Origin of the sequence: Desulfonatronospira thiodismutans ASO3-1 (genome assembly GCF_000174435.1) — a bacterium.
Classification (GTDB): domain Bacteria; phylum Desulfobacterota; class Desulfovibrionia; order Desulfovibrionales; family Desulfonatronovibrionaceae; genus Desulfonatronospira; species Desulfonatronospira thiodismutans.
Genome location: NZ_ACJN02000002.1, coordinates 155633 through 168175 on the forward strand (window position 1 = coordinate 155633; position 12543 = coordinate 168175).

General features: G+C 54.8%; 9 protein-coding genes. 3 read left to right on the forward strand and 6 right to left on the reverse strand.

Features of this window, described 5'->3' with window-relative positions:
• Nucleotides 1-5: 5 nt before the first annotated feature.
• Genes DTHIO_RS06905 through DTHIO_RS19645 form a run of 4 tightly spaced genes read right to left on the reverse strand, consistent with a single transcriptional unit; the run spans nucleotide 6 to nucleotide 5020 of the window.
• On the reverse strand, nucleotides 6-410 hold the full coding sequence (locus DTHIO_RS06905; protein ID WP_008869606.1) for a YdbL family probable chaperone protein: 405 nt from the start codon (nucleotides 408-410) through the stop codon (nucleotides 6-8).
• 30 nt (nucleotides 411-440) lie between these two features.
• Nucleotides 441-665 (reverse strand): hypothetical protein, encoded by a 225-nt coding sequence (locus DTHIO_RS06910; protein ID WP_008869607.1) that lies wholly within the window; start codon nucleotides 663-665, stop codon nucleotides 441-443.
• A gap of 60 nt (nucleotides 666-725) precedes the next feature.
• A complete protein-coding gene (locus DTHIO_RS06915) occupies nucleotides 726-3581 on the reverse strand; it encodes an intermembrane phospholipid transport protein YdbH family protein (protein ID WP_008869608.1) in 2856 nt (951 codons plus the stop codon).
• Between the two features lie 32 nt (nucleotides 3582-3613).
• Entirely contained in the window at nucleotides 3614-5020 is a 1407-nt protein-coding gene (locus tag DTHIO_RS19645; RefSeq protein ID WP_008869609.1) for a PAS domain-containing sensor histidine kinase, read from the reverse strand.
• A gap of 313 nt (nucleotides 5021-5333) precedes the next feature.
• Here DTHIO_RS19645 and thiE point away from each other — a divergent pair, with 313 nt between their 5' ends.
• Nucleotides 5334-5978, forward strand: coding sequence for a thiamine phosphate synthase (gene thiE / locus DTHIO_RS06925; protein ID WP_008869610.1), 645 nt, complete (start codon nucleotides 5334-5336; stop codon nucleotides 5976-5978).
• A gap of 127 nt (nucleotides 5979-6105) precedes the next feature.
• Nucleotides 6106-6390: a GYD domain-containing protein gene (locus DTHIO_RS06930; RefSeq protein WP_008869611.1), complete on the forward strand. Its 285-nt coding sequence runs from the start codon at nucleotides 6106-6108 to the stop codon at nucleotides 6388-6390.
• 66 nt (nucleotides 6391-6456) lie between these two features.
• Here the strand turns inward: DTHIO_RS06930 and DTHIO_RS19650 are convergent, their stop codons facing one another.
• Together DTHIO_RS19650 and DTHIO_RS06940 are read right to left on the reverse strand one after the other, a co-directional pair.
• The gene (locus DTHIO_RS19650) at nucleotides 6457-10086 is read right to left on the reverse strand and encodes a response regulator (RefSeq protein ID WP_008869612.1); all 3630 of its coding nucleotides are present in this window, start codon (nucleotides 10084-10086) and stop codon (nucleotides 6457-6459) included.
• 45 nt (nucleotides 10087-10131) lie between these two features.
• Entirely contained in the window at nucleotides 10132-11541 is a 1410-nt protein-coding gene (locus DTHIO_RS06940) for a sensor histidine kinase (protein ID WP_008869613.1), read from the reverse strand.
• Nucleotides 11542-12072: 531 nt separating this feature from the next.
• Between DTHIO_RS06940 and DTHIO_RS06950 the strand changes: the two genes are divergently transcribed.
• Nucleotides 12073-12525 carry a metal-dependent hydrolase gene (locus tag DTHIO_RS06950; protein WP_008869615.1) on the forward strand — a complete coding sequence of 151 codons (453 nt, stop codon included), beginning with the start codon at nucleotides 12073-12075 and terminating at the stop codon, nucleotides 12523-12525.
• Nucleotides 12526-12543 lie beyond the last annotated feature (18 nt).

Consider the following 12543-nt stretch of genomic DNA (forward strand, 5'->3'; position numbering starts at 1 on the left):
AGGCCCTAATTTTCGAAATCCTTTTTACGCACCCAGTTGCGGTTCTGGTCCTGGACATAATGGTTGTCATCAGCCAGGCGATACATGCGGATGCGGTTCTGCAGGGCCACTTCCTGCACTGATGTATCCGTATCCGCGGCGATTATCTGGTAAAGCTCTCTGCGGTCGTAATTTTCCGAGTCCACCAGGTCCTGCACCCGGGATGGAGCGCCCTGATCGACTAAAGCAACCATGCCGTTCCAGGCCTCGCCCACCAGGCCCTGGTCCTTGGCCTGTACCAGGCTGGAATGGCGGTCCTTCATGCTCTGCACCACTTCATCCTTGCTCCTGTTCTGGGCCCAGGCAGCAGAACTTCCCAGCATAAAAGACAGCAGACATATCAAAAGCACCGTCCAGATTTTATTTTGCATGATCTTAACCTCGTGGTTCATGTTTTGAAACTATTGCAACTGCTTCAGCTCTTCTTCGGAAAAAATATCCTCCATACCGCCCTGAAAAGCTAAGGCGTCATCCAGGGCCTTCTGCACCTTGAGGTTGATGTCCACTGTGACATGAATGGGGGCTATTTCTACCTTGTGGGTAGTGTCGGCGGTCACATGGTGCCTTGTGCACGATGCCAGCAAAAAAATAAGCACTGCCAGTAAACACAGAATCTTCTTGTCCATGATTCTCTCCGCTTCTTTGGTAACAGTTCAATGTACTGATAAACGGGTCAAAGGTCGGGGTCAAAAATCCAGCCAGTCGTCCAGCGCCCTCCTGGCGGCGTCTTCTCCGGTGATTCCCAGATCCAGGGCATGGTTCAAAGTGTCTTCCAGGCCACTGACATTGAGCACCAAGCTGCCCACGCGCTGGGGAGGATCGCCGTGCACTCCCTCTCCGCGGATCTCTATGCGCGCCCGGACATCATCGGCCATGGGAATGATATTCAGAGTAAAATAATCATACTCGAAATCCCTGAGGGCCTCTTCCAGCCTTTCGCTCAGGATTGAGAGGTACTCCTGCCCGGCCAGGCTCTGGCGCACATACATAAGCAGGGTATCCATGAGCTCTTCATCTTTTATGCCCAGCCTGCCGGTTCCAGGAAGGGAATATATGTATCCGTCCCCAAGACTTATCCTATCAGAATCCAGGCCCAGGTGCACGTGCCCGTAAAAGAGGCCGCTGCCCTCTATCTTGTCCTGGAAGGCCCGTCCGGCATACTCAAGGAGATCCACGTCCTCAAAATACATATCCAGCCGGCCTTCCCCTGCTTCCAGGTCCCACCTGGAAGAATGTACTGCAATCCTGCCCTGTGGCACCAGCAGCCAGGAGCTTTTGTCCAGATGCAGTGTATCCCCCCGGACCCTGAAACTGGTCAGACCGTCCCGGGCGGAAAATATATCCGTGTCAAGCTCCTGGACATGCAGATAGCTGTCCCGGTCCCGGGCGGTGTACAAGGGATCGATGCTGTCCAGGGCCACAAGACCTGATATGCCTCTGGCTGCAATCCCTGCTTCCCGGCCCTGCACATCCAGGTCCTCCAGCTCCAGCTGAAGGTACGGCTCCATGCCCCCTGCATCCAGGTCCGCCTGTATATCCAGCCTGGCCCGGCCCTGAATATCAAAATCCCTGATCCGGGGAAAAAAGTCCTGGAGCTGCTCCCGGGACGGTACATCAAACCAGTCAGTGCCGGCTGTTGCCCTGCCTTTCAGACCCTGGTCCCCGAAAAAAAGATCCAGTCCCAGATCAGCCTTGATTCCCGGGAAAGCCTCCCAGGCCCCGTAAGCTTGGAACCGGTAATCACTGACAGCAACGCCGCCTTCAGGCCCGGGGAACTTCTCGCCGTTATAATAAATATGTTCTATATTCCACCTGCCCCGGTCCTGTGCCTGGCTGTCCCAGCTCACGGGCAGGCCAAAGCTTATTCCTGCAAGTTCAAGGCCCATATCCTGAAGTTCTACCCCGCCCCCGGAAAGACTAACTGTAAGCCCGCCCCGGGGCAGGCCGTCCATGAACTCCAGGTCAGCCTGCAACCCCCCTGCGGCGAATGAGGCCCGTGCGTCACGGGATTTTACAACCAGCCCGCCCGGCAAGGAAGCATCCAGCATTATCCGGGGTGCTTCTCCCGCAGCCAGATCCAGCCCGGCCCAGTCGTCTCTGCCGGACAGGGTAATCCCCGGTATTTCCAGGTGCTCATCCTCCAGGTCCATGGACATGGAATCAAAACCAAGCCTGCTCTCCCGGCCCAGGCGCACAGTGGTCAAATCCGGCCCGGCAGAAATCCCGGGAAACAGTTCCAGAAAAATGCCCCTGACCTGCGCCTTCTGCTGCGGCAAATGCAGGTCCAGCGGTCCTGCTTCAGCACTGGCAGAATCTAAGGACACCCGCCAGTCCAGCCCGCCTTCATCACGGATGGCCCAGGCCTTGAGTCTACCTGCAGCCTGCAGGGGAAAGTCCCTCTGGACCAGGGCGTCTTTCGGCAGAAAAACCCCGGCCAGCTCAGGGGATACAGATCCCGCCAGGTCCAGGTCCCACTCTCCGGACCAGGGCTCATCCCCGGACCACAGGGCAAATATGTCTTCATGTGTGCCCGTCAGGTCCAGATCCAGCCTGTCCGGCTTTTCCAGACGGGCCTGCATAGACGATACTCCCCTGTCCTTAAGCAGCATATCAATACCGGCAAACTGAAAATCACCCAGTTTAAGGCCTTCCAGCTGAACACCTGCCTGCAGACTGTCACGGGAAAAACCGTCAAAAGTACCCTGCAGGTTCAGCGCCGCCCTGTCCAGGCCGAACTTCGTACCAGCCAGTGTCAGGTGCTGTCGCCCAAGCTCTGCATAAAAATCAATACAGCCGTCTCCTGGATCATCCAGGCCGCCGGCCCAGGTTAGCGAAAGTTCCGCCTGCAGGGGCAGCCCCTGCCGGGGCAAGGACTCAAACCTCTCATCTTCCGGCCAGGAACTCTGGATCGAAACATCCGCCCTGCCTGATTCCAGGTCAGCCAAACCCTTTATCTGCAGAGCTGAACCAAGGAGCCTGGTTTCAAATTCGGCCCTGATGTTTTTAACATCCCCGGCCTGGACAACACCGCTAAGGGGCACCCGCCAGCCGAGGCCTGCGTATTCCATAAGAAATGAAGACGACTGCAGCTCAAGCACATCAAAGGGAAGAGCAGGGACGGCCAACTCTCTTTCCCGGTCGTCCCCTTTAAAGGGCAATCCCAGGTCCAGTCCTTCCGGAGTGTATCCGGCCCGCCAGTTCAGGCCTGTGACCACAATTCTATCGGCCCTGCCCTGCATAAGGCTTGACCACCCAAGGCGCACAGCCACCCGGTCAACTTCCAGCCCCAGGTTTTCCCCCCGGATGTCACTCAGGTGAATCCCCCTGGGACCCACGGAGTCCACCCGGATTTGAGCTTCTTGAATGCCCTGGTCTTGCATGTAGCTTACAAGAAACCTTTCCAGGATGAAGGGCAGGGATATATACAGCCCCAGGACCAGGACCGGCAGAAGCGCCAGCATTAACAGCAGTACTGAAACCACCTTGCCGTGCATGGACCGGGGCCGGTTCTTCCTGCTCCCGGCAGGACTGTTACGGCTCATATTTCCCGCAATTATGTTTTGATGAAGGACAGTTACTGGGCAGGGCAGTTGAGTCCCAGCTTCAAAGTAAAGTAAAAAGTGCTGCCCCGGCCTTCTTCAGTATCCAGGGCGATAGTGCCCCCCATGAGCTTGACCAGGTTCCGGGCTATGCTCAGCCCCAGGCCCAGGCCGCCGTGCCTGCGGGTAAAGCTGTTGTCCGCCTGGGAAAAAGGCTGAAAGACCTGGAATATGAGATCATCGGATATCCCGGGACCGGAGTCGCTCAACGCAAAGCCCGCAAGGATACTGTCCTCATAACTGCGCAGAAGGCTTACATCCAGATGAATCTCGCCATCCTGGGTAAACTTTACGGCATTGCTGAGCATATTGAAAAGGATCTGCCTGACTCTGGCCTGATCCCCGCAGACCTCTCCCGGCAGGTCCGCTGCAATGCTGAGCTTAATGCCGAGACCCTTTTGTCTCGCTGAAGCCTCCAGGCTTTGTATTGTCTGTTGCACAACGCTGCGCAGATCAAAAGGCCTGTTTTCCAGCCGGGGTTCTACCTGGTCAAGGCCGGCAAACTCCAGGATATCTGAGAGTATGGTCAAGATTCCCCGGCCGGAAGCCTTGGCTGTCTGCAAAAGCTCCTGCTGCTCCTCATCCAGGGAGGTATCTTCCATAAGCTGCAGCATGCCGAAGATACCGTTTAACGGGGTGCGGATCTCATGACTCATGTTGGCCAGGAATCCACTCTTGGCCTTTGTGGCCGCCTCAGCTGCATCCCTGCTCTCAATCAGCTCCTGCTCCACCTTTTTTCTGGCCTCTATCTCCTGGCGCAGCATGTTGTTGGTGCCCTCCAGGGTCCTGTTCATCTCCAGGAGCTTTTCAGAATATTCCACCTGCCGGGTAATATCCTGCATGGCTGTAAAGCAGCGCAGGGCCTTTTGATCGCCGTGCTCAACGGCTATGCTTTTGATGCGCGCCCAGATCCCCCTGCTGTTTTGCACTTTGAGCTTGAGGCTTACGTCTTCCGCCACTGGCTTTTTGCTGAAAACACGGCGGCGGTGATCGGAAAAAGCCCTCTGGTATGTGGTGTCTAAGTAGAGCATAAAGGGTTTGCCGTGCAGGGTACGCTGATCCATACCCAGCATTTCCGCCCCGTAGCGGTTCACATCTTCTATGATGCCGTTTTCGTCGAAAACGAAAAACCCCACAGGTGCAAAATCAAAAAGCCGCCTGTACTCATTGCTGGTTCTTTCCAGCTGCTCCTGCTTGGCCTGAAGTTCCTCGTTCTGAATGGACAGCTCCACCTGGTAGACGCTTAGCTCCTGCAGTACTTCCTGGACATCTTCAAACTCCGATGCAGGCCCGCTTAAATCGTCATACTCCTTAAGGCTTTTTTCCGCCTTTTCCCTGAGTTCCTGCAATCTGTCCCTGGTAGATTTTTCGTTGTCAGGCATAAATTGTGATCCAATAAAGTTTGACTGCAATCATCTCTGCAAAGGCACTTGTCCGTGCCTGAGAGCACCCGTTTCCCAGGGTATGCTGCAGGAATATCCGCCTGCTCAGAGCACCTGGTCCCTGGATTATACCAACCATTTCTGATGTTTTTTTGCATGAATTTAGATTAATTGTCCAGTCTTTATTAATGCCTCAGGTCTTTATTCTGAAAATACGCCGCCAGAGCACAAGGGCTTTTAAATAACTGTTCCTGTCACATCTTTTCCGCCCGGCATCTTGCTTTTGGGGGCTGCATGTTTTAGAGTTTAGTTTATGACCAAAGAAATTGACTACTCCCTTTATCTGGTAACGGACAACGGCCTGTGCATGGGCCGGGATCTAACCCGTGTTGTGCTGGATGCAGTACAGGGCGGGGTAAGTATGGTGCAGATCCGGGAAAAAAACAGCACAGCCGGAGAGTTTTTAAATACCGCCAGGGCATTGCAGCAAAGGCTTTCTGATTCCGGCGTGCCACTTATAATCAACGACCGGGTGGACGTGGCCATGGCCGCCGGGGCCCACGGGGTGCACATAGGCCAGGAAGACCTGCCCTACCAGGTGGTCCGGGAGATGCTCGGCCCGGACAAAATCATAGGAGTGTCCATCAATACCTATGACCAGCTCTGGCAGGCATCTCTTACTGACGTGGATTACCTGAGCCTGAGCCCGGTATTTCCCACTCAGACCAAAACCGACACCAAGGAGCCCTTCGGGCTGGAAGGCCTGAAAAAGGCCCGGGCCATGACCGGCAAACCCCTTATAACCATAGGCGGAATCAACAGGGACAACCTGGCGGATATAATGGCCACCGGAGTGGACGGCGTGGCCCTGGTATCTGCTGTCTGCTCCGCTGATTCTCCCGCTGATGCAGCCAGGGAGCTTGTCCGGATAATCAGGGACAATAAGATGCGGATTTAGAATTTTGGGATTTTGGGATTTTGGGATTTTGGGATCGGGGAATTGGGGGATTGAGGGATTGGGGGATTCGAGGATTTTGGGATTGAAGGAATTATTGATCAGGAACCCATAACCTAAGGAGGTACATATGCCTGAGTATGTCGTTTTGAGCAAACTTACTGATGAAGGACGCAAGACCCTGAAAAAGAAGCCGGAACGTATCATGGAGGTAAACAAGGAGCTCGAGGATATGGGGGTAAAGGTCAAGCAGCAGTATGCCCTGCTTGGCAACTATGACTTCCTGAACATCGTGGAGGCTCCGGATAACGAAGCCATGATGAAGATGTCCGTGGAACTGGGATCCAGGGGATCTGTAGAGCTCTTGACCTTGCCGGCCTTAGAGATTGATGCTTTTGTCAAACAGGCTACCTGATCATCAGCCTGCAGGCAGCTGTTCAGGGGCATGGACGCCGTCCACGCCCCTGAACGATTTCAAATATTACTTTGTTTTGAGTTCCCTTGTCACCTCTTCAACTTCCCTTTCAAGCTCTGTCAGCAGATCCTCAACTCCCTGCATATCCTGACTGCGGCCCTTATGCTCCAGCTTTCTGGCTGTTTCCCAGGCCACGTCCGCCACAAAGATACCCAGCATCCCCTTGAGGGTATGGGCGCTGTGAGTCAGGGAACCCGGATCATTGTCCTCCACAGCCTTGCGGATGCGCTGCATGTAGCCTTCGTAGGTCTGGAGAAAATTTTCGGACAGTTCCGCAAGAAGCTCCTGGTCATCTCCCATGCGGGCCAGGGCAGTCTCCAGATCAGCAGCTGCCGGCGACTGAAGACCTGGATCTTTTGACATGTTTTCACCGGCTTCTTCCATTTCTTCCTGGCTCCGGCCAGAGTGTTCTCCCAGCACTGCTTTTATCTCCTTGAACAGATCGGCCTTGCGGATGGGTTTTTGCACATAGCTGTCCATGCCCGCTTCCAGACATTTTTCCCGGTCGCCTTTCAGGGCATGGGCGGTAATGGCGATAACAGGTGTCCTTAAAAGACCCTCTTCCTGCTCCCGGGCCCGGATAAGCCTTGTGGCTTCCAGGCCGTCCATAACCGGCATCTGCACGTCCATGAGCACCAGGTCAAAATTCTCCCGGGCCAGAGCATCCACAGCCTCCCGGCCGTCATGGACCCCGCGGACCTGATGCCCCTCCTGGCTGAGTATCCTGACGGCCAGGAGCTGATTCACCTCGTTGTCTTCGGCCAGCAGTATCTTCAAGGGCCTTAAACCGTCAATTTCCTCCCCTTTGCCCTCTTGCGCCTGCTCCTGTTCATGGTCCATGCCCCCTGATACGGCATCCAGGATGGCCCCCAGAAGCTTAGACTGCTTTACCGGCTTGAACAGGTAGGCCTTGACCCCGTAGGTTCGCAGTTTCCGGGAGTCTCCCAGCTGCGCCCCGGAGGTAAGTACAAGTATGACCGGCTTTACAGAAGGGTCCATGTCCTGCATGGCCTCCAGCACGTCCAGGCCGTTCATCTCCGGCATGTGCATGTCCAGGAGCATGACCTGAAAAGGATCATTTGCGCTGGCGGCATGTTCCAGCATCTTCAGGCCCTGGCCGCCGCTCTGGGCGATGGCCGGCTGCATCCACCAGTACCTGAGGCTTTCTTCGAGTATACCGGCGTTGTTGGCATTGTCGTCAACAATGAGCACCTTGAGCCCCTGCAGCTGGCTTACATCCCCCAGGACCTGCTCTTTTTGCGCATCCTCTCCAGGCTCCAGGGGCAGCACAAAGCTGAAAGTGCTGCCTCTGCCGGGCTCGCTTTGCATCCAGATACGGCCTTTCATCATTTCTACCAGGCGGCTGCTTATGGACAGCCCGAGCCCTGTGCCCCCGTACTTACGGCGGGAGCTGCCGTCCGCCTGAACAAAGGCCTCAAAAATACCTTCCTGTTTGTCCCAGGCAATGCCGCTGCCGGTATCCACAACTCTGAAGAGTATCTGCAGTTTTGAGAGGTAACCCTCGTCCCGGGCTGCATGCTGGAGCATTTCTTCTGCTGCCGCCAGGCGGACTTCCACCTGCACCTCACCCTGCTGGGTAAACTTGATGGCGTTGCCCACCAGATTGACCAGTACCTGGCGCAGGCGGTCAGGATCTCCTTTGAACCCGTCCTCCATATCCGGCTCCACACGCACTACCAGCTCCACCCCCTTTTGATGGGCCAGCATGGCCACGGAGTAGACAGCGTTGTGCACGGTTTCGCGCAGGCTGAAGTCTATGTACTCCAGATCCAGCTTGCCGGCCTCGATCTTGGAGAAATCCAGGATATCGTTTAAAAGGGCCAGCAGGGACTCAGAGGAATTCTGAATAATGGACAGATATTCCTTCTGCTCGGGAGTCAGCTCGGTGTTGCCGGCCAGCTCGGTCATGCCCATTATGGCATTCATAGGAGTGCGGATCTCATGGCTCATATTGGCCAGGAATTCGCTCTTGGCCCGGCTGGCCTCCCTGGCCTGCCTGGCTGCTTCCTGGTATTTTTCGTTGAGTACCATCAGCTCCTGGTTTTTTTGCTCCAGGTCCTGCTCTTTTTCCATGAGGGCGGTCACATCCTGAGCCAGTTCCAGGTAGCCGGCGATGTTGCCCTCACGGTCTCGCAGCACCTTGGCCCTGGGCCGGATATACATGACCCGGCCTTCACCCCGGTCCCAGCGGATAATCTGTCTGGTATCCACATCTTCGCCTCTTTGCAGGGTAGCTATGGGACATTCGGGCAGACCGCAGCAGTCGGCGTTGAATATCTGCCGGCATGTATAATATCTCAATTCTTCCGGGTCGTGCTCTTCTGCCAGGTCCATTGTGGCCCGGTTGGCGTGCATGATGTGCATATTGCTGTCCACCACGAACACCGGGTCCGGGATAGCGTCCAGGACCATGGTGTTGAAAGTGAGCATCTCATGGTATCTGTCCATGAGCCGGTTGAAGTCCGAGGTCAATTGGCCCAGTTCGTCCCTGGACCCGGGATCCAGCCGCCGGCCCAGGCTTTCTTTATTTTCCTGGATACCTTGTATCTGCTCCCGGATACGGCTGATGGGTTCTATAACGCTTTGCTGGACCACTTTGCGCCCCACCAGGAGAAAAACCAGCATAATGGCCAGAGGAGTGCCCCACAGAAGGCGGTTCATCCAGGCCAGCCTGAACTGCTGCTGGCTTACATCCAGATACTGGGCGGAGACCCCGACTGCATTGCCTGCATAGTCCAGTATGGGAAAGGCAGCAACGGCATACCCCTTTTCAATGCGCACCTGCAGACCCTGCTCTCCCTGCTCCAGATCCTGGACATTGAGGGCCTGCATTATCTCTTCCTCGCCCTCGCCTGCAGCCAGTATATAGTTCTCATTCAGGCGTGGATAAGTATCCCGGTCCTGCATCTCCGGGGCCAGGTGCAGCCATTCTTTTTTCATGAACATGTTCAGGTGACTGACATGTTTGAGTTCCAGGTCCTCCCAGACATCACTGAACCGGGACAGGGACTCCACTGAACCCAGGTATTCTCCGTTTTCGGAAAAAACAGGCAGAACAGCCCGGACCACCAGTCCTCCCCTGCCCACCTCGATGCCGGAAACCGGCTCACGGGTTTCCATTACCCGGTTCACCGTGCCTCGAAACTGAGTCAGGTCATCGGACCTGTCCTCCTGCAGACCGTTTAAGAGTACGTTCTTGTCCCGCCAGCTGCGCAGGAGGCTGCGGCCGTTGGGCAGATGAAAGTGCAGGCGCAGAGGCTTGTCTTCTCCCAGCATCCGGCTGTACCCCTGCATAAAATCCTGCAGGCCATGCCTCAAAAATTCCCTGGCCTCCTGTACGCGCAGATCGTAAGGATCATCCATGTCTCCTTCTGCGGCCGTTTCCAGAGACTCTCTCACCAGGGGGTGAGCCGAGAACATGGCTGCCTGCTCCCTGGCGCTCAGCTCCATTATGCTGACGACCTGGTCAATTTTGTCCTGATTCTCCAGGGCCAGCCTCTCAGCCCCGGACTTTTCCATATGACCGCGCTGCAGGGTGGAGGCATAAAAGGCCACCGAGGTGAAAAAAAGCACCAGGAGGATCAAGGGGATAAAAATCTTGCTTTGAATGCGCATAAAATTGTCTGAAATAAATAATGCAGCTGTTTTAGCAGGCTAAAGTCAGTAGTCCGCGGATTCGGTAAGGGGAAGGATAAAAAAGAAATTGTTGCCAAGCGGGGTTGGTTCATATCCCACTTCGCCGCCGTGCATTTCCACGATTTCCTTGATAAAAAACAGGCCGTGCCCTGTTCCCTGTTCTTTGCCCACATTGCCGGCCCGGAAGCCCTCCCGGAAAAGGCTGGCCTGCTCTTCAGGGCTCAAGTGCGGTCCGCTACTGAATACGTTGAGCTTGATGCCCGGCTTTTCCGGCCCGAAATAGTCAGGCTTGTATTCCCAGCCGTAAGAGATGAACTTGGCCTTGTGGCCGGAAAAATCAGTTACTTCCCGGGTATATTTGACAGCGTTGGAAAAAAGGTTGGCATAGACCTGGCTGATAAGCCCCTTGTCCACCACCACCTCGATTTCCTGGTCCGGCACTCCGGCCAGGGCGATGTCAATGCCCTTTTCCCTGAACTGGGGCGTAAAACGCTCCACTTGGGGATCTATTATCTGGCTTTTGAAATTGCAAACCTTTTTTTCCAGGACATACTTGCCCTGTTCGAAATGACTGCGCCTGAGAAGCGTTTCCAGAAAAAGGCTGGTCTGCTCGTAATGATTGAGTATCTCGCTGTACTGCTCCCGCAGGCCGTTGTGGATATATTCCAGGCGGGGGAGAAGTTCCCGGGAATCGACCAGGCCTTTATCCGGGTCGTCCCCGGCTGCCCGCGCAATGGCGGCCATATCATCTTTGAGGTTTCCCAGGGCGTTTATTTGCGCTTCCAGGCGGCGGTAAAAAATCTTGAAAAACATGTTGGGCACTATAACATTGTGACCAATATCCTTGACCAGGGAGTTGATGAACTGCAGGTGCTCCTCGTTTTTCCAGCTGATCATGCGCATGTGCAGCTGAAAACCCACTCTGTTGGCGTATTTCTGAAAAAAGAACCGGCCGTGTTCGTTTATCTTGCGGGCAGGGTATACCTCCAGCATCCCGATAAGCCCCTGGGGCAGACTGAAGGGAAGCTGGTCCAGCATGTCCCTGTTGGCCTTGATGGGCAGGTACAGACAATCTTTTATTACCTGGGGCTCAGGGCATATCTGCAGATTGTCCATTCTGCCCTCGGTGACCTCCGGGCAGTTGCCCTTGCAGGTGGCCACCATTTCCACCCGGTTCTCCCGCAAAAGAAAAAGGTTGCACTCCAGGTTGAAAAAGACCTTGGGCACCAGGACGCACACGGCCAGGAGATCGTGAAAGGATTCATACTCCTGGGAGAGATCAAAAAAAACATTGAGCGCGGAACTCTGGATGGGGCTGAAGGCATAATCTGCATAATCATCGATTTTTTCCAGCAGCCTCTTCTGGACCTTGAAAGCCCGGGACTCCTCCAGGCACCTGTTGGTAATTTCCTTAATACTTATTTCTTCTGACATATAATTTTCCGGGGATAGATAAATGCACAGTCTTTCTATAGTTATCTTCCTGCCTGAATCAGTGAAAATGGACCGGTCCAGAAGAACTTCACGGGTTCAGGTTTTTGCATTTCATATAAATACAGCCGTACCCCGGCCCAGTTTACAGGCAAGCTGTTCGTATCTGTTCAGACAGCGCTTTGGGTGTGGCATGGGGGCCTCAACCCTGCTTTCCTGGAAAGGTAAACAGATACAGCTGCACAAATCCGGCTGTGCGGGGGTAAAGTGTATCCTGAGCGTAAACTTACTGAAGATATTATTACACGGCATGTTTAAGCAAGTCAAAAGAAAACTCAAATAAAAAATAAATAATTTCAGCATGTTATATGCAGTAGACACGGAGCGCAATTACAGGTAAGAGCAAAAAGCTTTTAAATCGGCAGGAAGGGCCCGGCAAAAGCCGGAACCCCTGGAAGCACGTTCAAAAATTGCAGGAAGAGACCGTTCTTATCCCGGGACGTCCTGCAGTCAAATATTTGTAAAGGAAACGGCATGCCCGGATATAAGGGCCATATAGCTGGTGCTGTCATTCTGGGGGCAGGGGCCCTGGCCGCGGTGAACTGGCTGGCCTGGTTTCGCCCCGAGCCCTGGCAGGCCCTGGTGCTCATGGGCTGCGTGGTCCTGGGGGCGCTGTTTCCGGATGTGGACACCGACTCCAGGGGGCAGAAGTTTTTTTACTCCCTGCTGCTGATAATCAACCTGACCCTGATGGTTCTTGGATACTACCGCTGGGCGGCCATCCTGGGTTTTCTGGCCATGCTCCCGGTGGTGGCCAGGCACAGGGGATTCATCCATACCTGGTGGGCCATGCTGGCCATCCCCCTGGCTGTCTTCCTGTTGCCGGTCATATTTTACAGCGTGGCCTGGCAGGTCCTCCTGCCATACTATCTGGCCTCGGTATTCGGTTATTTCACTCATCTTGTACTGGACCGGCAACTGGCCTGATTGCTTACAGGCAGGCCG

Coding starts and splice junctions, on each gene's coding strand:
- thiE (WP_008869610.1), top strand. CDS start 5,334: ATGACCAAAGAAATTGACTACTCCCTTTATCTGGTAACGGACAACGGC.
- DTHIO_RS19645 (WP_008869609.1), bottom strand. CDS start 5,020: ATGCCTGACAACGAAAAATCTACCAGGGACAGATTGCAGGAACTCAGG.
- DTHIO_RS19650 (WP_008869612.1), bottom strand. CDS start 10,086: ATGCGCATTCAAAGCAAGATTTTTATCCCCTTGATCCTCCTGGTGCTT.
- DTHIO_RS06930 (WP_008869611.1), top strand. CDS start 6,106: ATGCCTGAGTATGTCGTTTTGAGCAAACTTACTGATGAAGGACGCAAG.
- DTHIO_RS06910 (WP_008869607.1), bottom strand. CDS start 665: ATGGACAAGAAGATTCTGTGTTTACTGGCAGTGCTTATTTTTTTGCTG.
- DTHIO_RS06915 (WP_008869608.1), bottom strand. CDS start 3,581: ATGAGCCGTAACAGTCCTGCCGGGAGCAGGAAGAACCGGCCCCGGTCC.
- DTHIO_RS06950 (WP_008869615.1), top strand. CDS start 12,073: ATGCCCGGATATAAGGGCCATATAGCTGGTGCTGTCATTCTGGGGGCA.
- DTHIO_RS06905 (WP_008869606.1), bottom strand. CDS start 410: ATGCAAAATAAAATCTGGACGGTGCTTTTGATATGTCTGCTGTCTTTT.
- DTHIO_RS06940 (WP_008869613.1), bottom strand. CDS start 11,541: ATGTCAGAAGAAATAAGTATTAAGGAAATTACCAACAGGTGCCTGGAG.